Source organism: Planococcus antarcticus DSM 14505, from assembly GCF_001687565.2.
In the GTDB taxonomy this organism is placed as follows: domain Bacteria; phylum Bacillota; class Bacilli; order Bacillales_A; family Planococcaceae; genus Planococcus; species Planococcus antarcticus.
The window spans coordinates 2,448,807-2,469,260 of the sequence record NZ_CP016534.2 but is presented as its reverse complement, the minus strand read 5'-3'; the positions used below and the strand labels follow the sequence as shown (position 1 = coordinate 2,469,260).

23 protein-coding genes are annotated in these 20,454 nt (G+C 43.1%); 20 read left to right on the top strand and 3 right to left on the bottom strand.

Features of this window, described 5'->3' with window-relative positions:
* Positions 1–24: 24 nt before the first annotated feature.
* Complete coding sequence (locus BBH88_RS12385) at positions 25–471, top strand: YlbF/YmcA family competence regulator (protein WP_006828856.1); 447 nt, start codon at positions 25–27, stop codon at positions 469–471.
* A gap of 65 nt (positions 472–536) precedes the next feature.
* Here BBH88_RS12385 and BBH88_RS12380 read toward each other — a convergent pair whose 3' ends face one another.
* Positions 537–1,445 (bottom strand): glycerophosphodiester phosphodiesterase family protein, encoded by a 909-nt coding sequence (locus BBH88_RS12380; protein WP_006828855.1) that lies wholly within the window; start codon positions 1,443–1,445, stop codon positions 537–539.
* Between the two features lie 131 nt (positions 1,446–1,576).
* Between BBH88_RS12380 and BBH88_RS12375 the strand changes: the two genes are divergently transcribed.
* A complete protein-coding gene (locus tag BBH88_RS12375) occupies positions 1,577–1,849 on the top strand; it encodes a YlbG family protein (protein ID WP_006828854.1) in 273 nt (90 codons plus the stop codon).
* On the opposite strand, the gene BBH88_RS12370 is transcribed toward BBH88_RS12375, so the two are convergent.
* A complete protein-coding gene (locus BBH88_RS12370; RefSeq protein ID WP_006828853.1) occupies positions 1,850–2,230 on the bottom strand; it encodes a DUF7147 family protein in 381 nt (126 codons plus the stop codon).
* Between the two features lie 84 nt (positions 2,231–2,314).
* Here BBH88_RS12370 and rsmD point away from each other — a divergent pair, with 84 nt between their 5' ends.
* From rsmD to BBH88_RS12355, 3 genes are all read left to right on the top strand, one after another.
* Positions 2,315–2,890 carry a 16S rRNA (guanine(966)-N(2))-methyltransferase RsmD gene (rsmD, locus tag BBH88_RS12365; protein WP_006828852.1) on the top strand — a complete coding sequence of 192 codons (576 nt, stop codon included), beginning with the start codon at positions 2,315–2,317 and terminating at the stop codon, positions 2,888–2,890.
* The gene (coaD, locus tag BBH88_RS12360) at positions 2,883–3,362 is read left to right on the top strand and encodes a pantetheine-phosphate adenylyltransferase (RefSeq protein WP_006828851.1); all 480 of its coding nucleotides are present in this window, start codon (positions 2,883–2,885) and stop codon (positions 3,360–3,362) included. Before rsmD ends, coaD begins: the two co-directional genes overlap by 8 nt.
* Positions 3,363–3,438: 76 nt before the next feature.
* A complete protein-coding gene (locus tag BBH88_RS12355; RefSeq protein WP_006828850.1) occupies positions 3,439–4,464 on the top strand; it encodes a SepM family pheromone-processing serine protease in 1,026 nt (341 codons plus the stop codon).
* Here BBH88_RS12355 and BBH88_RS12350 read toward each other — a convergent pair.
* Complete coding sequence (locus tag BBH88_RS12350; protein ID WP_006828849.1) at positions 4,452–5,651, bottom strand: nucleotidyltransferase; 1,200 nt, start codon at positions 5,649–5,651, stop codon at positions 4,452–4,454. The genes BBH88_RS12355 and BBH88_RS12350 overlap by 13 nt on opposite strands.
* Positions 5,652–5,777: 126 nt before the next feature.
* Here BBH88_RS12350 and BBH88_RS12345 point away from each other — a divergent pair, with 126 nt between their 5' ends.
* The 15 genes from BBH88_RS12345 (at position 5,778) to murD (ending at position 20,435) form a co-directional block, all read left to right on the top strand.
* The gene (locus tag BBH88_RS12345) at positions 5,778–6,311 is read left to right on the top strand and encodes a YceD family protein (RefSeq protein ID WP_006828848.1); all 534 of its coding nucleotides are present in this window, start codon (positions 5,778–5,780) and stop codon (positions 6,309–6,311) included.
* Between the two features lie 24 nt (positions 6,312–6,335).
* Positions 6,336–6,512 (top strand): 50S ribosomal protein L32, encoded by a 177-nt coding sequence (gene rpmF / locus BBH88_RS12340; protein WP_006828847.1) that lies wholly within the window; start codon positions 6,336–6,338, stop codon positions 6,510–6,512.
* A gap of 283 nt (positions 6,513–6,795) precedes the next feature.
* The gene (locus BBH88_RS12335) at positions 6,796–7,548 is read left to right on the top strand and encodes an enoyl-CoA hydratase/isomerase family protein (protein WP_083387779.1); all 753 of its coding nucleotides are present in this window, start codon (positions 6,796–6,798) and stop codon (positions 7,546–7,548) included.
* 157 nt (positions 7,549–7,705) lie between these two features.
* Complete coding sequence (locus BBH88_RS12330; RefSeq protein ID WP_065536745.1) at positions 7,706–9,055, top strand: acetyl-CoA carboxylase biotin carboxylase subunit; 1,350 nt, start codon at positions 7,706–7,708, stop codon at positions 9,053–9,055.
* Positions 9,052–9,267 carry a biotin/lipoyl-containing protein gene (locus BBH88_RS12325; RefSeq protein WP_006828844.1) on the top strand — a complete coding sequence of 72 codons (216 nt, stop codon included), beginning with the start codon at positions 9,052–9,054 and terminating at the stop codon, positions 9,265–9,267. Before BBH88_RS12330 ends, BBH88_RS12325 begins: the two co-directional genes overlap by 4 nt.
* Positions 9,268–9,295: 28 nt before the next feature.
* Positions 9,296–10,846 (top strand): acyl-CoA carboxylase subunit beta, encoded by a 1,551-nt coding sequence (locus tag BBH88_RS12320; protein WP_006828843.1) that lies wholly within the window; start codon positions 9,296–9,298, stop codon positions 10,844–10,846.
* A gap of 81 nt (positions 10,847–10,927) precedes the next feature.
* Complete coding sequence (locus tag BBH88_RS12315; RefSeq protein WP_065536746.1) at positions 10,928–11,791, top strand: ketopantoate reductase family protein; 864 nt, start codon at positions 10,928–10,930, stop codon at positions 11,789–11,791.
* Complete coding sequence (locus BBH88_RS12310) at positions 11,788–12,165, top strand: DUF3397 family protein (protein WP_006828841.1); 378 nt, start codon at positions 11,788–11,790, stop codon at positions 12,163–12,165. Before BBH88_RS12315 ends, BBH88_RS12310 begins: the two co-directional genes overlap by 4 nt.
* A gap of 78 nt (positions 12,166–12,243) precedes the next feature.
* Complete coding sequence (gene bshC / locus BBH88_RS12305; protein WP_006828840.1) at positions 12,244–13,863, top strand: bacillithiol biosynthesis cysteine-adding enzyme BshC; 1,620 nt, start codon at positions 12,244–12,246, stop codon at positions 13,861–13,863.
* A gap of 147 nt (positions 13,864–14,010) precedes the next feature.
* Positions 14,011–14,442 (top strand): division/cell wall cluster transcriptional repressor MraZ, encoded by a 432-nt coding sequence (gene mraZ, locus BBH88_RS12300; RefSeq protein WP_006828839.1) that lies wholly within the window; start codon positions 14,011–14,013, stop codon positions 14,440–14,442.
* A 20-nt stretch (positions 14,443–14,462) separates the two neighbouring features.
* Complete coding sequence (gene rsmH, locus BBH88_RS12295; protein ID WP_006828838.1) at positions 14,463–15,401, top strand: 16S rRNA (cytosine(1402)-N(4))-methyltransferase RsmH; 939 nt, start codon at positions 14,463–14,465, stop codon at positions 15,399–15,401.
* Positions 15,402–15,413: 12 nt separating this feature from the next.
* Positions 15,414–15,773: a cell division protein FtsL gene (gene ftsL / locus BBH88_RS12290; protein WP_006828837.1), complete on the top strand. Its 360-nt coding sequence runs from the start codon at positions 15,414–15,416 to the stop codon at positions 15,771–15,773.
* A complete protein-coding gene (locus tag BBH88_RS12285; protein ID WP_065536747.1) occupies positions 15,770–18,076 on the top strand; it encodes a penicillin-binding protein in 2,307 nt (768 codons plus the stop codon). The genes ftsL and BBH88_RS12285 overlap by 4 nt, the downstream gene beginning before the upstream one ends.
* Positions 18,077–18,101: 25 nt before the next feature.
* A complete protein-coding gene (gene mraY / locus BBH88_RS12280) occupies positions 18,102–19,070 on the top strand; it encodes a phospho-N-acetylmuramoyl-pentapeptide-transferase (RefSeq protein ID WP_006828835.1) in 969 nt (322 codons plus the stop codon).
* Positions 19,071–20,435, top strand: a complete 1,365-nt coding sequence (gene murD, locus BBH88_RS12275; protein ID WP_006828834.1) for a UDP-N-acetylmuramoyl-L-alanine--D-glutamate ligase — start codon at positions 19,071–19,073, stop codon at positions 20,433–20,435.
* Positions 20,436–20,454 lie beyond the last annotated feature (19 nt).

The window sequence follows — 20,454 nt, the reverse complement described above, 5'->3', positions numbered from 1 at the left end:
TAAAGCGTAAAGGAGGAAATTGCTATGATTATGACCTATGAATGGGCTGAAATAACTGACTTTGCAGATGAGCTAAGCCAAATGATCCTACAATCGGAGCAAGCTGATCTTTACCGAGAAGCTTATACCTTTGTCTATAACGATAAAGATCTTGCGAATGAAATACTTGCTTTCGCCAGATTAAAAGAGCAATACGAAGAAGTTCAGCGTTTTGGTAAATACCATCCGGAATACTCGCGGGTGATGAAGCAAATCCGTGTAGATAAACGCCGCTTGGATCTGAATGAAAAAGTGGCTAATCTACGTCTGATGGAAAATGAACTGCAGGATTTGATGGACCAAGTAAGCTTTATCCTTGGTAGATCAGTATCAGAGGCAGTAAAAATTCCATCCACCAATCCGTTCTTTTCGTCAGAGTCTTCCTGTGGAGGAAGTTGTGGTACAGGTGGCGGCTGTTCTTGCTCAGCGTAACCATTTTGAACCAAATAGTTCCATAAAAAAAGTGCAACGCTTGCGTTGCACTTTTTTTATATGAATTACTCTTCCATTTCTGAAATGAGTGCCACAGCAAGATCAGGTCGATCAGTGATGATGCCTTTTGCGCCTGCAGCAATCAATGTGCGCATGGCTTCTGGTTCATCGATAACCCAATAATGTACTGGAATGTTCAAGTTCTCCAGAAAAGCAATAAAACGGGAAGAATCCAACCGGAACAAAGATGACTTGATAGGAATCTGGAAAACGTCTGCACGCGGCTGATACAAATGGCCGAACTGGCTGTTAAAAGATGCGTAGGCTTTTCTAACTTCATTTTCACCGGCACCAATGGCTACTCGGTTTTGAGCATATAAATTAAAACGGTCGATTTGTTCATCATAAAAAGACGTTACGGCTACGCGGTCGTGTATACTGAGCGAATCAATCAGACGCCACAGCTTCGAGGGCACTAAGCTACCTTCGTAAGTCTCAGGATCGTCCTTGATATCGATATTGATGTACATTTGTGGGAATTTTTCGATCAGCTCACGCAGCAGGACGACACGTTCATTTTTGCCTCGGTACGAATGCTGACCTTCTGTATCGATGAAGTGATAGCCAAGATCGAAAGCTTTTAATTGGTCAAGTGACATATCTGCCACTCTGCCGGCTCCATCTGTAGTGCGATCGATGTATTCGTCGTGAAAGACAAGGAGCTCTTCGTCTTTGGTCATCCGGATATCGATTTCAAAACCGTGTACACCGAGTTCGGCGGACCGGTTAAACGCAGCCAAGGTATTTTCGGGTGCCAATTTCGCGCCTCCGCGATGTGCAAGAACGATTGGGTGTTCGTAATTTAATACTTCTTTAGCAGGGCGCACCAATGGATTAGCCAAAGCTTTAGATCCTGCCCAAGCGGCTGCTCCGACAGCAGCTGCTGTCAAACCGATTTTAGTTTTTTTTCCCATATTGTATATTACCTCCCTGGATTTCTATATTAAAAACAGTATAGCGAATAGAGAGCCGGACTGTCAGTTTATTCGGTTGCGGCTTTTTTCTTTCCTATGGTATTCTAGAAGCTAAGAAAAGAGGGATAGTTATGCATGATCGCCAAGGTCTCATTGTCTATGTGCATCATTTAAAACAAGCCAAATCGTTGCGGAAGTTCGGGCACGTCCATTATATTTCACGTAAATTGAAATATGTAGTTCTTTATATGGATCAAGATATCATTGAAGCAACCAAAACAAAGCTGAACAAATTACCTTACGTAAAACAAGTGCTCGAGTCTTATCGCCCATTCCTTAAAACAGAATATGAAAATGCCAAGCCGGATAAAGCTAAGGAATACGATTATAAAATTGGCCTGTGATTATTGCATTGGTGGAATATAATGATTTAGCCTTAAAACTGAAATTAGATGGTTGTAATAGAATTTTCTATCGGCATAGACGGATGAATGCTTCACTTCCATCTTGATGGGAGTGTGCTCTATTTGTGCGACTGCTTGCTCGAAAACTTTTAGCCGCTTGGAATCGACGGGAATTCCTTCTCGGCAAATATAAATCGGCATGAAATTACCCTCTGAAGCCGGTTTGAATGCAGCCGCAATGGATAATACATCCTGACCTTGCGGATTCGTTGAAATAAAGACAAATCCATACGTAAAGCGTTGTTGATTGCTTGTGATGAGTTCACGGAGCTCATAAATATCTCCGTACCCTTCTCCGAGTTCAATAAAACGTTGATTCACTATTTCACGTCCTTTCCAGTCTTCATTTTACCATTATGCAATTAAAATGCATCAAGAAAATTAATTAAGTTAGAGGCGATTACTATGCGTGTTGTAGCAGGCTCAGTTAAAGGGATTCCGTTGAAGGCGGTGACTGGCAATTCTACCAGACCGACCACGGACAAAGTGAAGGAATCTATTTTCAATATGATCGGCCCATTTTTTGACGGGGGCTATGCTTTGGATTTATTTGCAGGAAGCGGTGGATTGGGCATCGAAGCCCTTAGCCGTGGTATCGATCGGGTCATTTTCACCGACAAAGACAAACGAGCTGTAGAGACGATTCAGGCAAACCTAGAGAAGACGCGCCTGTCAGATCGCGCAGAGATTTACCGCGCAGATGCAGAACGTGCAGTCAAAGCGATTAAAAAAAATGGGATACAAGCGAGACTAGTGTTTCTGGATCCGCCCTACCACATGACAAAATCCTACGATCTTATGGACAAAGCGGGAGAATTGGAAATTGTCACGAAAGATGCCATTATAGTCTGTGAACATGATCGGGAGGTAGAGCTTCCGGATCGCACCCGGTATTTTGAGCGTTACAAAAAAGAGCTATATGGAAGCACCATTATTTCAATTTACCGCTATCAGGGGGAAGAAGGAGAACGTATTGACTAAAATTGCTGTAGTTCCGGGAAGCTTTGACCCGATTACCATGGGGCACTTGGATATTATTAAACGAGCTTCCACTATTTTCGATGAAGTAAAAGTGGTCGTCATGAATAATTCTTCAAAAAATCCGTTGTTCAATGTTGATGAGCGCATGGAACTAATCGCTGAAGTGACGCAATCTTTTCCGAATGTCAAAGTGGATTCATTCTCGGGTTTACTGATCGATTATTCAGTTGAAGTCCAAGCTAATGCTATTGTTCGTGGTTTGCGCGCAGTCAGTGATTTTGAATACGAAATGCAAATTACGTCCATGAACCGGTTTTTAAATGAAAACATTGAAACTTTGTTTATGATATCAAATAACCAATACTCATTCCTCAGCTCTAGTATTGTAAAAGAAGTGGCTAAATATAAAGGGAATATTACCGGTCTGGTTCCGGAGGCAGTTGAAAAAGCTCTTCATTTAAAATTTCAGTAAGTCACGAATTTCGTGGCTTTTTTTATTATGTAAATCTGGGAATGTCAAGATCTCAACTGATGAAAGGAAGAACCGCATGAAAAAAAAACGATTGTTTATTTTTGTCATCGTGATGGCGCTTGTAGTCTTTTTGTCCTCTTACCAACTGGATGCTTACATTACAAGACCGGGTGGTGCTTATGAACTGTCGCCATTGGTTGAAGTAGTCGGGGGCGATGATGATGACGCAGGAAGCCTCAGCCTAATGACGGTTTCGATGCTGACTGCCACCCCGGCTCTTTACGTTTGGGCGAAACTTCAAGGTGGTTATAAAGTCTTGCCACCAGAACAGGTACGGAGCCCTCACGAGAGCGATGAAGAATACAATGTGCGCCAGTTGAAGCTCATGTCCGATTCACAGGTGAATGCCCTGAAAGTCGCTTTCGAACAGGCAGAGCTACCATATGAAATAAGCAATGACGGTGTTTTTGTCTTAAATGTGCTAACAGGCGGAGCGGCGGATGGCCTGCTGGCGCCAGGTGACCGTGTACTTGAAGTGGATGGTAATAAGTTCAAGGAAATGCAGGAATTCATCGATTATTTAAGCGGTAAAGAAGGCGGAGAAACGGTAGAGGTGCTCTATGAGCGGAAAGATCGTGAAATTAGCACCGAGATTGAATTAGCTCCGTTGCCGACTGATCCAGAACGGGTTGGTCTGGGAATTTCCTTTGTTGAAGATAAAAGCATTGAAACGACGCCTGAGGTAGAAATCGATTCTGAAGCAATTGGTGGCCCTTCAGCCGGACTGATGTTTACGCTTGAGATCCTCAATCAATTGATGGACGAGGATATTACGAAAGGCTATGACATCGCTGGCACAGGAACCATGGAAAGCGATGGTTCTGTCGGAAGGATTGGAGGCATCGACCAAAAAATCATGGCGGCCGACTCTGCTGACATCGAAATTTTCTTTGCGCCGAATGAACCGGTGGAGGGTGGAGGCGACAGCAATTACGAAATCGCCGTTAGAACCGCAGAAAAGATCGGAACATCGATGGAAATCGTTCCTGTAGACACTGTTGAAGATGCTCTGGCTTTTTTAGGAGAGCTTCAGCCCCAGTAAATCGGAGGCGTTGTGAATTCTTTTTTCAAATTCGTTGAGCCCATTCCTTGCAAGTACATGACAGTGGCGTGAATATCAAGTTTCCCCATCGAGTTGTTCAGATCTGCTGCGCGGCTTACCAGGGGAAGCGTGGTATTCTTTTTTTTATGGTTTAAATAGTTTCTCCCCGTTCGAGACATGCCGAGAAGTCTGATATATTCAGGACCCTCAAAAGAACGTAGTTGTTGCCATGTGAAACCTGTATAAATATGCGTCAGCATCCGCTGAATCCGCGTCCGTGTAAAACGCTTTGATTTGATGAGTGAAATGAAGGATTCAAAGCTGTCTTCAGTTTTTGCTGACTGATAGATTAGGTTTTCGATGCCCTCGGTTACTTCAGCATACTGTTTTAGGCGGTGTGGGCCTTCCCGCAGCACAGTAAAACGCAGCAATGGATAAAACTTTTCCCAGCTGCCGAATTTACCATATTCTTTTTCTGTTTTTTTTAATGACGCGATTGAACCTTCTGGCATATAAGCCGACAATTGCTCGATAGAATCACCCTTAAAGAAAGCCTCCCGGATGCCGGTTGCGCTGGCAATCGGCATCCCCGCTTGAATAGAGTCATGGAAATTAGCCCCAATTCGTTGAATGGTCAGCGGATCCATAGCAGAACTCAGATTTTGAGCCGCTTCCAAATAATGAAACCCCAAAATATTATTTGGTTGCGTCAGGTCGGCAAAACCTGGTCGATTGCCTGTCAGGGATAGATAAGCATTGTTCAACGCTTTTGGATAGCTGATGCCGGTTTGCACAGCCTCGTGGATAAGGTGCTGATATTCAGCCCAATGCTCGGTCAGCAAATGCCGGGAATTCAGGAAAGGGTTAATCTCTCCTTGTTCACTGCCAAAGCAAAAAGAAGAGCAGCCAATCGCATCAAGCAAGGCAATTCCGCCTTTAGCAAAATCGGAGGCCTGGGCAGTTGCATAAACGTAAGGAAGTTCAATCACCAAATCGATTCCGGCATCCAGCGCCATTTGTGTCCGGGCCCATTTATCGGCAAATGCAGGTTCTCCGCGCTGCAGAAACTGACCGCTCATAACTGCGATGACGAGGTCTGCACCTGACTCTTGGCGCGCTTGCTTAGCATGATGAAGATGTCCATTATGAAAAGGATTATATTCAACAATAATTCCTACAGCTTTCAATCCGCTCACCTCTTTGGTAGAATTAACACTAGTATACCGATGTTTGAAATAGAGTGACAAGATTTTTTCTTGACATCTTTTTCTGTGCATTATATAATCAACTTTGTTGTCTTGAGGTGATTACTTATGAAAATAGCGATTCAACAGCTTCAAAAGCATCGCAAAGACGGACTGCCAATTGACCAAATGGTTCATTTGGATGCAGTGAAATCACGGAATAGCGATATTCGGGAAATTTCACCTGTACATGTTACAGGACATTGCACAATTGGTTCGCAACAATTAACGTGTCAACTCCATCTCGAAGGTATGCTTACGCTGCCTTGTGCTAGAACTTGGGAGGATGTTGAATTTCCGATAAACGTCGATTCGGTTGAAGTTTTCGACTGGTCTGAAAAAGGCCAAGAAGATAAGTTTAGTGACGTTCACGCTGTAGAAACTGAAGTCATAGATCTTCAGCCGATACTTGAAGAACTCATTTTGCTAGAGATTCCGATTCAGGTGTTTAAGGAAGACGCTGATCAGTCTGTTATAAAAGGCGGAAATGATTGGTCGTATTCAACAGACGAAGAGTTCGAAGCCGAGAAAGAAGAGGCACCACCAAAACCAGATCCAAGACTTGCTGATTTAGCAAAGTATTTTGATCAGTCAGATGAATAGAATTAGTGTAAGGAGGTGTCACCAATGGCTGTACCAGCTAGAAGAACGTCCAAAACCGCTAAAAGAAAACGCCGTACACATTTTAAATTGTCAGTGCCGGGCATGGTAATTTGCCCAAGCTGTGGCGAAAGTAAATTGGCTCACCACGTCTGCAAAGCATGTGGATCATACAAAGGGAAAGAAGTAGTAGCAAGCAAATAAAACAGTATTTGCTGCTGAAAGACTATTGAGAGGCCATGGCTCTCGATAGTCTTTTTCTCTATACATATGTAAGTGAAGAAAATGAGTTGCTACATAAGTTGAACTACTGATTTCAGCTTGTCGCTATTCCACAAACCAGCACCGCTTTCAGGCCCACAGGATGTGGGTCCAAAGCGTCCGTTTGGAGCGATTTATTCGTTTATCCACTCTTAATTGAGCTTAAAAAGCCACTTCTTTAATTCAACTTATATAGCAGGTAAATCGGCAGAAGAGAGGGATTCTATTGGCTTATACGATCAACCTGACGGATGGCATTATGACATTTACAATTGATCGTCCCCATGTCCGGAATGCCATCAATGATAGCGTGACAACGGGACTAGAAGAATTGGCGTTGAAGGCACAAAACTCTTCTGTCCGTTTGGTCGTCATTACGGCATCAGGCAAACAAGCTTTTTGCTCAGGTGGCGATCTTTCGGTATTCCATGCTCTTCGAACAGAAGAACAAGCCTATGGTATGCTGAAGCGAATGAGTGATGTGCTATATTCGATCAAAACACTCTCTGTACCGGTAGTGGCGATCGTTAATGGTGCTGCTGTCGGTGGCGGCTGTGAAATCGCTACAGCGTGTGATTACAGGCTTGTATGGGACCATGCGAAATGCGGATTCATACAAGGCACTCTCGCCATTACAAGCGGCTGGGGCGGCGGGACCTATCTGCTGGAAACTTTGCAGCATGATAAAGCGCTAAAAATGCTCAGTGAAGCCAAAGTCTATACGGCAGTTGAACTAGAGAACATCGGCTGGGCATCGGCTGTTATTCGCGATGAGCAGGATATCGAGGCGTTTTTTGAACAGATAAAAAAAATCCATCCGGATGTCCACCGTGCTTACAAAGAAATGGCCATCCGCAAATGGCAGAAAACAGATTTGCAAGAGCGCGTTGAACAAGAAGTTAGAAAATGTGCAGTTTTGTGGGAACGAGAAGCGCACCATGGAGCAGTCGACCGCTTCCTTAATAAAACGAAAAAATGAAATCCTTCTTCTTGAAGGGTTTCATTTTTTTACTCAAACAACAAATGAGAAGAGTCATTTTTAACAAGATAAAAGAAATATTTCAACCAATAGTTGAAATCGCTTACAAAATTCGTATATGCTATAGAAGGGAGAAAACATAGGGGGTATTTTAAATATGAAGAAAATCCTGATCGCAAACCGGGCAGAAATCGCACGTCGAATTATTCGGACATGCAATCGCCTTGGAATCGAAACGGTCGCTATTCACTCTGAAGCAGATGGGGATCTGCCTTACGTCAGTGAAGCGACTGAAGCTGTACTGATCGGTCCAAATCCAGTCGTCCAGTCTTATTTACAAATCGAAAAAATTGTCGAAGAAGCCAAAAAACGTGGAGTCGATGCTATTCACCCGGGATATGGCCTGCTGTCGGAAAATGCCGATTTTGCACGCAAAGTGGCAGAAGCCGGAATGACCTTTATCGGCCCTTCAAGCGACATCATCGAAAAGATGGGAGATAAGATCGAATCTCGCAGAACCATGATTCAAGCTGGAGTACCAGTTGTTCCAGGTACGGAAGAAGGCGTGACGACGCTTGAAGAAGCTTTGCAAGAAGCTGCAGGAATTGGTTACCCATTAATGCTAAAAGCAAGTGCAGGCGGTGGTGGAATTGGCATGGTACGTTGTGAAAGTGAGCAAGCGCTCACTCAACAGTTTGTGTCAGTCAAAAATCGTGCTAAAGCCTATTTCGGTGATGATGTTGTCTACCTAGAGAAGTTTATCGCGGATGCTAGACACATCGAAGTACAGATTTTTGGCGATCACCATGGCAATGTTGTTCATTTATATGAACGGAATTGTTCGGTTCAGCGTCGCAATCAGAAAGTGATTGAAGAATCACCTTCACCGGATCTGCCACAGGATGTGCGCGAACGTCTTTACGAAGCCGCGCTACAAGCAGGAAAAGCAGTAAATTATACGAATGCCGGAACTGTTGAATTTATCGTCGATCCGAATAATGAATTTTATTTTTTAGAAATGAATACGCGTTTGCAGGTGGAGCATCCGGTTACTGAAGAAGTAACCGGACTGGATTTGGTCGAATGGCAGCTGACTGTAGCTGACGGCGGAGAATTACCGCCTCAGGATAGTATACAAACTAAAGGACATGCCATAGAGTATCGTGTTTATGCTGAAGATCCTAAAACCTTTTTCCCTTCTCCAGGAACGCTTGAAAAGCTTCAATGGGGAGAAGGGGCTCGTATTGAAACGGGTTATGAAGAAGGCAATCAAGTGACGCCTTTCTATGACCCGATGATTTCGAAAGTTATCATTCACGGAACCGATCGTATCGATGCGCTTTCGAAATCACAGACTTTTTTCGATCATGTTACAATTGAAGGCGTAAAAACCAATATTCCGTTATTTAAAGAATTTATTAGGTCGGAAGAATTTATTTCAGGTGACTATGCAACAGCAGTATTGCCAGAGTGGATGGAAAAAACAAAGGAGGAACACACATTATGAAAGAACTAAAAGCATCTATGGCAGGAACAGTATTAAATGTATTAGCAGCTGAAGGGCAAGCTGTAACACCCGGACAGGCTGTTTTGACAATCGAATCTATGAAAATGGAAATCCCAGTAGAAGCTGAATTTGGCGGCAAAGTAGAAAAAATTCATGTGGAAGTCGGCGGCTTTGTTAACGAAGGCGATCTGCTGATGACTGTCGGCGAATAATCACTTTTAAAGCAAAGGGGGCAGCGAAATGACAAAAACGACTGAAACAACAGGGTATAACGAACGTCTGGAACAAAAACTTTCGAAAATTTTTGCTGGAGGACAGCAAAAATACCATGACAAAATGAAAGAAAGCAATAAACTATTTGTGCGTGACCGTTTGAAATTATTATTTGATGATGAAAACTATGCGGAAGACGGACGTTTTGCCAATGTAGAAGCAGAAGATCTGCCGGCTGATGGCGTTGTTACAGCTATCGGGAAAGTAAACGGGGAAACAGTTTGTGTTATGGCGAACGATTCAACTGTAAAAGCAGGATCATGGGGTTCGCGTACAGTTGAAAAAATCATCCGTATCCAGGAAACGGCGGAAAAAATGCAGGTGCCGATGCTGTACTTGGTGGATTCTGCCGGAGCCCGTATTACCGATCAGCTCGACATGTTCCCGAACCGTCGCGGAGCAGGTAAAATTTTTCACAACCAAGTAAGAATGTCCGGCATGGTGCCGCAAGTATGCTTATTGTTTGGTCCGTCTGCTGCAGGCGGCGCTTATATTCCTGCTTTTTGTGATATTGTCATTATGGTTGATGGCAATGCTTCAATGTATCTTGGTTCTCCGCGAATGGCGGAAAAAGTTATCGGCGAAAAAGTGACGCTAGAAGAAATGGGCGGTGCTCGCATGCATTGTACAGTTAGTGGTGTTGGTGATGTATTGGTGGCAACTGAAGAAGAAGCCATTTCAGAAGCACGCCGCTACTTGACGAACTTTCCAGCTAACTTCGCGATCAAGCCTGAAAAAATTGAGGCAAAAGCTGCGAAGGCAGGACGTTCGTTAGAAGCGATTATTCCCGAAAACCAGAATGCGCCGTTTGATATGTATGAACTGATTGATCAATTAGTCGATGAAGGTAGCTTCTTTGATATCAAGAAACTATTTGCTGGTGAATTGATTACGGGAATTGCGCGCATTGACGGCCAAGTAATGGGTATTCTTGCCAACCAGCCAAAGGTCAAGGGTGGTGTCTTATTCGGTGATTCAGCCGATAAAGGAGCGAAATTCATTAACCTTTGTGACGCTTTCTCGATTCCTTTGTTGTTCCTTGCCGACGTACCAGGCTTTATGATTGGAACGAAAGTAGAACGTGCCGGTATTATCCGTCACGGAGCGAAGTTTATCGCAGCAATGAGTTCAGCAACAGTGCCGAAGATTTCTGTCATTGTCCGTAAAGCCTATGGTGCTGGCTTGTACGCGATGGCAGGCCCTGCATTTGAGCCGGATGTCTGCATTGCCTTGCCGACAGCACAAATTGCGGTAATGGGTCCTGAAGCAGCGGTAAATGCCGTCTATTCAAACAAGATTGAAGCGATTGAAGATCCGAAAGAACGTCTTCAGTATGTGCAGCAAAAGCATCAGGAATACAAAGAGGAAATCGATATTTATCGTTTGGCATCTGAATTGATCATCGATGAAATTGTAGCGCCTCACCAATTGCGTTCTGTTCTTTCTCAGCGTCTATCTTTTTACGAAACAAAAGATTTGCCGTTGCCATATCGAAAACATCCGATTTATCCTGTATAATGAAAACTATTGTTGGAAGTCTGCCTAATATAGGCAGGCTTCTTTTTTAAGAAAAATTGTGACACTGTAAGGAGTGATTTTATGAAATATGCAATTATCGGAGCTGGCGCCACTGGACTGCTGACAGCTTATCTATTGAAAAAAGCGGGTCATGAAGTGCAAGTGATTGCGCAACATCAAGAACAATCTTCATTGATTAACAAGCGTGGAATCATACATGGTAAAAATCGTCAACAACTGACAGCCTACACGGACGTTGAGCAAATCGATCCGGATGCTTTTATCATGTTAACGATCAATTACGAAGAGTTGCAGCCGATTTTAAGACTCTTAAAAATTCGCTGTCCCAGCAACAGAATTATTTTTTTGCAGCAAGGTATGCTATTTTTGGAAAAAGCGAGAAATTTACCACATCGCCATATCGCGGCAGCCCTATTGGAAACGGATTGTGTTAAGTGGAGCGGTAATGAAATCAGCTTCAGCAAAGCTGCTCAGCTGACAGTAGGATCGCTGAAGGGCAATTCCGAGGAATTTCAGTCTCTTCTTGAGACAACTGCCTGGAAAAGCGTGTGGGTGGATCAGATTGAAGAACAGCTTTTTGAGAGTCAGTTGTTCAACAGTCTGATCGATCCATTGACGGCAATGATGAAAATACGCAACGGTGAGCTAATCACCAACCCGCATGCCTATGAGCTGTTCAGAAATCTGTACAATGAACTTTATCTGGCATTTCCGGAAATTGAGCGGCTGCAGCCGATTGAAAAGGTAGCCGCTGCGTGTGCAGCAGAGCCGGATAGAATGTCCACAATGCTGGCTGATCGTCTAGCAGATGACGCGATGGAGATAGATGGGCTGATGTTGTATATGTTGAACCGATCCAAGCTTGAATTACCTTTATACAAGGCTTTCTATCACCTTCTAAAAACTATTGAGGTACAACAATGACCCTATTACAAACAATTGGAGCTATTTTTCTCTATATTCCTTTTCTCCTTTTTATTTTTATATATTTTATTTTATTGAAAAGAAAAAAACGAAAAGCATTAGGTCTGGCATCTGATGGCACCACATTTTTATTGTTCTTTTCCGTGCCGGCATCAGTGGAATTTCTCTGGGGTTACTCAGTCTCGGCGTTAATTTATTTTGTAGCGCTTATATTGGCAATCGTCTATTTAATTGTAGAATGGAAAACTGTCAAAGAAATAGAAATCATTCCATTTTTCCGGAAACTATGGCGAACCTACTTTCTGCTATTGGCCACCATTTATGCCTTTGTGTGGCTAGTGGGCCTTGTGAGTGTCATCATCAAATCAGTTTAGCAGGCGTATTTTTTTCTTTAACAGAGGCCGTTTGATATAGTTGATTCTAAATGTAAAGGGAAAAGGGGACTTTTTTTCATGAAGGTAGAGGAACAATACGTAGAACCATCCAGTAAATTGATGAGTGATTATGTAAATGGCAGACAGGCTATCCGCCAATATTTCACATATGATCCACAGATGCAGTCATTTGAGAGAAGATTGGAGAAGCTCCAAAGCCATGCTGTTGACCGCCGAAAAGTGGCAAGCATACTGCGCAACTACATGGAGCACAACGGGGTACCAAAAGCTGCTGAAAGCAATTTAATGAGTTTTGAAGAAGGTGCCCCCGTAGTCGTAACGGGACAACAGGCAGGCATTCTAACCGGTCCCTTGTACACAGTACATAAAGCGATATCAGTCATCGTTCTGGCGAAACAGGCTGCTGAGCAGTTGAACACTAAAGTGGTTCCAGTTTTCTGGATTGCCGGTGAAGACCATGATTTGGCTGAAATCAGCCATCTTTACCGTGAAGTAGATGGGCGTGTGGACAAACTGAACATACCACATGCTGAATACGGTAAGCACTCAGCTTCTTCAGCAACACTCAATAAGCCGAAAATCGCGTCTTTTCTAGAAGAGTATTTCCGCAGCTTGCCTGAAACCGAACATTCCAAAGAAATTCACGATTTGGCTTTCAGCTTGTTGGAACAATCCCGGTCGTTTACCGATTTCTTTTCTTCCCTTCTACACTTTTTTTTCCAGGAGGAAGGATTGCTGTATATTGATGCAGCAGATGCAGAGCTTCGTAAATACGAGTCTCCATATTTCGTGGAAATGATCGAACGCGCAGAAGAAATTGCAGATACCGTCACAACTGCTGAAGAGGCGCTGCTGAAGGATGGCTATAACGCGGTGATCGGAGCGGAGAAAACGGCAGCTAATCTTTTTATCACGGTAAAAGGTGAGCGATTATTGCTGGAGCGTCAAGGAACAGAGTTTGTGGCCAATAACGGTGCTATCCGCTATACCAAACAGCAGCTCCTCGAAATCGCTGAAAAAACTCCAGAACTCCTCAGCAATAATGTTGTCACACGCCCGTTGATGCAAGAAATGGTATTTCCAGTCCTCGCCTTTGTCGGAGGGCCGGGTGAAATTGCTTATTGGGCAGCTCTTAAAGGTGCTTTCGAATTAGTTGGCATGGAACTTCCAGTTATTATGCCACGTTTAAGCCTTACGTTAGTGAATCGGCAAACTCAGCTGTTACTGAATAAATACAATCTGGATTTTTCGGCTGTAGTGAATGAGCGTCAAGTGGCAGCGATGAGAAACGAATTGATGGAATCGATTCGTGAACAGCAAGCTGAGGTCATGATTGATAATCTGCAGCACCAAATAGAACGAACATACGACAATATCCAACAACAGTTTTCTTCCATAAGCAAAGGACTTTTGCCGCTCGCTGAAAAGAACTTACAGCTACACATTAAGCAATTAAATTTTTTGAAGAATAAATTGCAAGATGAAGTTGTGCTTCAAAATAGCATAGAATTCGGCCATTATGCCTCTATTGAAAATGAATTGTTGCCAAATGGCGGTTTTCAAGAACGCGTCTATAGTCCTTTTGTTTACATGAATCAGTTTGGAATAGATCTGGTCAAGGAGCTATTGGCACTGCCGTTGCAATATGACAAAAACCATAAAATAATATGTTTATAATTGGTAAAAGCCTGCATATGCAGGCTTTTTTTATGTCAAAATAACTTGTTGAGATGTTTTCTTGTAACAAATATGAAATATTTCAAAAACAAGTGGTGACAAGTGGGGGATTGTGGTACATTTATTACAATAAGTGGGGTGAAGGGCATGTTCATGGGCGAATATCAACATAGCGTTGATGCAAAGGGTCGGTTGATCGTTCCGGCTAAGTTTCGTGAACTGCTAGGTGACAACTTCGTCATTACCCGAGGCTTGGATCAGTGCTTATTTGGCTACACGATGGAAGAATGGCAGAAAATTGAAGTAAAGCTGAAAGAGTTGCCGGTTACAAAAAAAGACGCTCGTGCTTTTACACGTTTCTTTTTTTCTGGAGCCACAGAAGTGGAACTTGATAAGCAGGGACGCGTCAATATACCGACGACATTAATTTCTTATGCGAAACTTGAAAAAGAATGCATCATCTTGGGTGTGTCCAACCGTTTTGAAATATGGGCAAAAGATTCATGGGAAAGCTATTTTGCAGCATCTGAAGATTCCTTTAATGAACTTGCAGAAAATTTAACTGATTTTGACTTTTAAAAGTGAACGGGGGGAATGGATTGTTCAATCACACCACGGTTTTACTGCATGAAACTGTCGATAGTCTGAACATTCGTCCTGACGGCATATATGTGGATTGTACGCTGGGCGGAGCAGGACACAGCGAATATTTGGTTCAGCAATTATCTGACCAAGGTCATTTATATTGTTTCGATCAAGACGCGACAGCAATAGCTCATGCAAAAGAAAAACTACATGATTACTTACATAGAATTACATTTATCCATGCCAACTTTAAATATTTAAAGGAAGAATTGGAAATGTACGGAGTGGAGAAAGTGGACGGCATATTATATGACCTTGGCGTTTCTTCTCCACAATTGGATACACCAGAACGGGGCTTCAGTTACCATAATGATGCGCCTCTGGATATGCGAATGGACCAAAGTGCCGAGTTAAGCGCCTATCATGTAGTAAATGAATGGTCATTTGAAGATTTAGTAAGGATCTTTTATCGCTATGGAGAAGAAAAATTCTCTAAACAAATTGTCCGAAAAATCGAAGCTGCAAGAGAAAAGCATCCTATTGAAACGACAGGACAACTGGTCGAATGCATCAAAGACGGTATTCCGGCTTTTGCTCGCCGAAAAGGCGGCCATCCGGCAAAACGGGTGTTCCAAGCCATTCGAATCGCTGTAAATGATGAACTTGGTTCAGCTGAGACATCTCTGCAGGATGCCATCGATCTTTTGGCAATCGGAGGAAGAATTAGTGTCATCACCTTCCATTCACTTGAAGATCGGCTTTGCAAAGCGATATTCAAAGAAGCTTCATCGCTTCCGGAATTGCCGCCGAATTTACCGGTAATTCCAGAAGGAATGGAACCCATCCTAAAATTGATTACAAGAAAACCAATCCTAGCTTCAGAAGAAGAGCTGGCACATAATAATCGGTCAAGGTCCGCCAAACTGCGGATTGCAGAAAAAATAAACGAATAAGGACGTGTTCAGATGGCGTTGAATGCAAGAACTGAAACCTACATCCAACAGCCGGCCGTTCCTCAAAATCCGAGTCGGCAGCCGGTAAGAAAAAAAGGGTTAATCACTAAAGGCGAAAAAATATTGTATTTAACTTTTGTTGCAGTTTGTATTATGTGCGCATTGCTGGTTCTGCAGAATCAATCGACGATTCAGGCATCTACTCAGGAAATTCAAACAATTGAACAATCGGTTAATGAAAAAGCGAAGCAAAATACAGATTTGTCGGTACAGGTGAGTGAACTTTCTTCATATGAGCGCATTTGGTCAAAAGCAAAAGAGCTTGGCCTGAAATTAAATGAGCAAAATGTAAAGGTAGTGCCTGGACAATGAAAAAAAAGTTTCGATTTCAAGGGGGAGCCTTTCTGCTATTTTTGTTATTTGCAGGGCTCTTTTTCCTTTTATTGACTAGAATTGTGACCATACAAGCCACGGGAGAAGTCGAAGGACAGCAACTTGCTGCCAGAGCGGCGGCCAAATACAGTCAAGAAGAAGTGCTGACTGCTGAGCGGGGACGCATCATCGATCGCAAGGGAGAAGTAATAGCTGAAGATACATTGACGTATAAACTGGTTGCTGTCCTCGATGAATCAGCCACCCAAAAGGTTAGTGATCCCCGGCATGTAGTGGATATAGAAGAAACTGCTTCAAAATTGGCGGGTTACTTGGGTGCTTCTGAAGAAAGTATTTTGGAAACACTGAAAACGGGTGTAGAAAAAGACCGCTATCAAGTTGAATTCGGCTCTGCCGGGCGCGAAATCAACCATACCCAAATGCTGGAAATGAAAGAGGCGGAAATTCCAGGTTTGTTATTTGTACGTGATTTAAAGAGATTATATCCAAATGGCGTTTTCGCTTCCCATCTAATTGGCTATGCCATGAAAGAAGAAATGAAAGATGGAGTAACAAAAACAACGGGAAGAATGGGGCTTGAATCCATACACAACGAGGTCTTGACTGGCCAAAACGGCAAAATCGAATTCGATACAGATAAATGGGGCTTTTTACTGCCAAACAGCGAATCTGCAGTCACTCCGGCTGTTGATGGTTCAGACGTTCAACTGACTTTGGACAAAACGTTACAGAATTTCCTTGAAGACGCAATGTCTGGCGTGCAGGAAGAATATGACCCGACACGGATGATTGCCGTAATCGCAGATCCAAAAACAGGAGAAATCCTGGCGATGTCGCAGCGTCCGACATTTAATCCAAATACGCGGGAAGGTCTGTCTGACAACTGGCTGAACGAAAGTATCGAATTGACGATTGAACCTGGCTCTCCGATGAAGATGTTTACACTAGCAGCAGCAATCGAAGAAGGTAAGTGGGATGCGAATGCCACCTATAATTCCGGTACCTATACCTTACTAGACAGTACGATCGGTGACCACAACAGCGGACGCGGCTGGGGAACCATTTCGTATCTGGAAGGTTTCCAGCGTTCCTCCAACGTCTCAATGGCGTACTTATTGGAACGTCTTGGAGCAGATACCTTCATGACCTATATTGATGCTTTTGGATTCGGCGAACAGACAGGAATTGATTTACCGAAAGAAGCAACAGGCAAAATACTTGATCAATATCCGATAAACAAATTAACGACAGCATATGGACAAGGTTCCACAGTCACTCCAATTCAAATGATACAGGCTGCCTCAGCGATTGCGAATGGCGGCGTGATGATGAAACCGTATGTTATCGATCAAATTAAGAATACCGATACAGGAAAAGTTACCGTTAAAAGTGAACCCGAAAAAGCAGGTCAGCCTATTTCTGCTGAAACCGCCGAAAAAGTAAAAGAAGTACTGGCTTCAACTGTCACTTCCGAAGTTGGCTCAGCGAAAGGATTTGCATTACAGGATTATAAAATAGCCGGAAAGACTGGTACTGCACAAGTGCCGAAAGAAGGCGGCGGCTACCTGGAAGGCAGTAACAATTATTTGTTCTCGTTTCTGGGAATGGCTCCTGCTGACGACCCCGAGCTACTGATCTATATTGGCGTGCAGCAGCCAAATTTGCCGGCTAACGAATACGGCTCTGTGCCGGTTGCAAAAATATTCACTTCTGTCATGGAAAATAGTTTGAAGTATATGAACATCGAACCAGAAAATATGGTGGAAGCAACAACAATGCCTGTTGAAGATTATACGGGGCAGTCGGCAACTGCAGCGGCTGAAGCATTACGGGAGCTGGGGCTTGAAACTGTGGTTATCGGTGATTCTAAAGAAGTTGTCTCCCAATACCCTGAGACTGGCAGCACCGTATTGGATGGTGGACGGGTTATCTTGAAGGCAGCAGGAAAAACAACACTACCTGATTTTACTGGATGGTCCAAGCGTGAATTGCTTGCTTATCAATCCTTAAGTGGGTTGTCATTGGAAATTGCAGGACAAGGCTATGTTTTGACGCAAAGCATAGCAGAAGGTGAAGTAGTGACAGTCAATGATCCTGTAGTAATCGAACTTCATCCACCTGAAATCTACTATCCTGCTCGGGCAGAGGCCGAAGATAAGGAAGAACAAGAGCAGACTGAGCAGGGGGCATTGGAAGACACTGCCCCTGAAGTCAATAAAGAAGAAACAGAAACAGAAACAGAAACAGAAACAGAAACACAAACAGAAGAAACAACCGAGTAATCTCGTGTTTAAAGGAGCTCTCTAAATGAACGTTTATGCAGTAATGGGTCTTGGAATTGCTTTATTTTTGACGGTCGTGTTAATGCCGATTTTTATTCCGTTGTTGAAGCGGATGAAATTCGGGCAAAGTATCCGTGAAGAAGGACCTGAATCACATATGAAGAAGACAGGTACCCCTACTATGGGTGGACTGGTTTTCTCGATTTCTATCATTATCACCGTATTATTGGTTGCCTGGCTTGCAGATTTACTGACTGCAAAAGTCCTGATTTTATTGCTGGTGCTTTTCGGATATGGATTAATCGGATTTTTGGATGACTTTATAAAAGTTGTTTTGAAGCGGAATCTGGGATTGACTTCTTTGCAGAAATTGATAGCGCAAATTGTCATAGCTGTTATTTCGTTCGTAGTTCTGAGTAGCGTTGATTTTGAGACGGGTCTTAGCATTCCCTTTACAGATATTTCAATCGAGTTATCATGGCTCTATGTATTCTTTATTGTTTTTTGGCTGGTTGGATTTTCTAACGCAGTAAATTTAACGGACGGACTAGATGGACTGGTAGCGGGCACAGCATCAATCGCCTTTGCTGCATTTGGTCTACTGGCGATATATCAAGATGAAATCGGAATTGCGATTTTCACTTTTTCCGTCACAGGCGGATTAATCGGATTTTTGGTTTTCAACAAATACCCTGCAAAAGTCTTTATGGGCGATACAGGTTCATTAGCTTTAGGTGGCGCATTGGCAATGGTGTCAATCTTATTGAAACAGGAATTATTGCTGCTGCTGATTGGACTTGTATTCGTTATTGAAACAGCTTCGGTTATTTTGCAGGTAGGGAGCTTCAAACTGCGTCAAAAACGAATTTTTAAAATGAGCCCAATTCACCATCATTTCGAATTGAGCGGTTGGTCAGAATGGAAAGTAGTACTTGTATTCTGGTCAGTCGGTCTTATCAGTGCGGCAATCGCCGTCTTTTTGGAGGTAATGTAAATGAAAGAGGCGCCACAATTATATCAAAAGAAAATTCTGGTTCTTGGGCTGGCTAAAAGTGGATTTACAGCTGCCCGAATCCTTCATAAGCTTGGAGCATTTGTTACCGTTAATGATTCCAAGCCTTTTGAAGAAAATCCAGAAGCACAGGAATTATTGAATATGGGCGTTACCGTTATTTGCGGCAGACATCCTGAAGATCTATTGGAAGAGGGCTTCGAACTGGTTGTCAAAAATCCAGGAATTCCTTATACCAATGTCTTGATTGAATCGGCTTTTGAGAAAAATATTCCAGTCTGGACTGAAATTGAGCTAGCTTATTTGATCAGTGAAGCACCATTTATCGGAATCACTGGTTCAAATGGAAAAACCACAACTACGACCTTATTATTCCATATGCTTAATCAAGACAATAAACATCCATTGATTGCTGGAAACATCGGAACAGTGGCGAGTGGAGTTGCAGAAAAAGCGAAAGCAAAAAATGTTATTGTGACTGAGTTGTCTTCATTCCAGCTGAAAGGGACAGCCGCTTTTCGCCCTGAAATCGCGATTATCACGAATTTATATGAAGCGCATTTGGATTATCATGGATCGATCGAAGACTATCGTGCTTCCAAAATGAAGCTTACTGAAAATCAGACGACAGAAGACTATTTCATCTACAATGCAGACCAGCCATTATTAGTGGAACATGCGAAAGACTGCAAAGCTCAGCTGGTGCCGTTTACACTAAAGGGCCGGACAACAACGAGCATCAGTGCAGACAATGAATTTGTCTACTGGCAAGGCGAGAAATTGATTGAACGTTCGAAAATTATATTGGCAGGCCAGCATAATCTGGAAAACATTCTAGCTGCTACAGCAGCAACTTTGCTTTCAGGCGGAACAAAAGAAACCATTATCCGTGTTCTGACATCATTTACAGGCGTAAAGCACCGCTCCCAATTTATTGTTGAGTGGGAGGGCCGAAAATTCTACAACGATTCAAAAGCAACGAATGCTTTAGCAACAAAAAGCGCGTTGGAAGCTTTTCCTGAAAACATTATTTTGTTGGCGGGCGGTTTAGAGCGAAACCACTCTCTTGAGGAAATCCGTCCATATATGGACCGTGTCAAAGCATTGATCACTTTTGGAGAAACTGCACAACGATTTACAGCGTTCGCGGAAGACTGTGGTGTACCGATAATTGTCCAAGCGAGAAAAATGGACGATGCAGTTGAAAAAGCCATCAAGCAGTCCGACAGCGGGGATACGATCTTGTTATCTCCAGCTTGTGCAAGCTGGGATCAATATGACAGTTTTGAAATTCGCGGAGATGCTTTCATTACCGCAGTTCAGCACATGACGGAAGCAAACGAATAAAAGATAAGGAGCAGCAATT

What these genes read in the sequence shown, in the direction of transcription:
- BBH88_RS12380 (WP_006828855.1), bottom strand. Translation starts at nt 1,445, where the DNA reads ATGGGAAAAAAAACTAAAATCGGTTTGACAGCAGCTGCTGTCGGAGCA.
- BBH88_RS12355 (WP_006828850.1), top strand. Translation starts at nt 3,439, where the DNA reads ATGAAAAAAAAACGATTGTTTATTTTTGTCATCGTGATGGCGCTTGTA.
- mraZ (WP_006828839.1), top strand. Translation starts at nt 14,011, where the DNA reads ATGTTCATGGGCGAATATCAACATAGCGTTGATGCAAAGGGTCGGTTG.
- BBH88_RS12325 (WP_006828844.1), top strand. Translation starts at nt 9,052, where the DNA reads ATGAAAGAACTAAAAGCATCTATGGCAGGAACAGTATTAAATGTATTA.
- BBH88_RS12285 (WP_065536747.1), top strand. Translation starts at nt 15,770, where the DNA reads ATGAAAAAAAAGTTTCGATTTCAAGGGGGAGCCTTTCTGCTATTTTTG.
- ftsL (WP_006828837.1), top strand. Translation starts at nt 15,414, where the DNA reads ATGGCGTTGAATGCAAGAACTGAAACCTACATCCAACAGCCGGCCGTT.
- murD (WP_006828834.1), top strand. Translation starts at nt 19,071, where the DNA reads ATGAAAGAGGCGCCACAATTATATCAAAAGAAAATTCTGGTTCTTGGG.
- BBH88_RS12315 (WP_065536746.1), top strand. Translation starts at nt 10,928, where the DNA reads ATGAAATATGCAATTATCGGAGCTGGCGCCACTGGACTGCTGACAGCT.
- BBH88_RS12375 (WP_006828854.1), top strand. Translation starts at nt 1,577, where the DNA reads ATGCATGATCGCCAAGGTCTCATTGTCTATGTGCATCATTTAAAACAA.
- rsmD (WP_006828852.1), top strand. Translation starts at nt 2,315, where the DNA reads ATGCGTGTTGTAGCAGGCTCAGTTAAAGGGATTCCGTTGAAGGCGGTG.
- BBH88_RS12385 (WP_006828856.1), top strand. Translation starts at nt 25, where the DNA reads ATGATTATGACCTATGAATGGGCTGAAATAACTGACTTTGCAGATGAG.
- BBH88_RS12345 (WP_006828848.1), top strand. Translation starts at nt 5,778, where the DNA reads ATGAAAATAGCGATTCAACAGCTTCAAAAGCATCGCAAAGACGGACTG.
- BBH88_RS12330 (WP_065536745.1), top strand. Translation starts at nt 7,706, where the DNA reads ATGAAGAAAATCCTGATCGCAAACCGGGCAGAAATCGCACGTCGAATT.
- mraY (WP_006828835.1), top strand. Translation starts at nt 18,102, where the DNA reads ATGAACGTTTATGCAGTAATGGGTCTTGGAATTGCTTTATTTTTGACG.
- BBH88_RS12320 (WP_006828843.1), top strand. Translation starts at nt 9,296, where the DNA reads ATGACAAAAACGACTGAAACAACAGGGTATAACGAACGTCTGGAACAA.
- rpmF (WP_006828847.1), top strand. Translation starts at nt 6,336, where the DNA reads ATGGCTGTACCAGCTAGAAGAACGTCCAAAACCGCTAAAAGAAAACGC.
- bshC (WP_006828840.1), top strand. Translation starts at nt 12,244, where the DNA reads ATGAAGGTAGAGGAACAATACGTAGAACCATCCAGTAAATTGATGAGT.
- BBH88_RS12310 (WP_006828841.1), top strand. Translation starts at nt 11,788, where the DNA reads ATGACCCTATTACAAACAATTGGAGCTATTTTTCTCTATATTCCTTTT.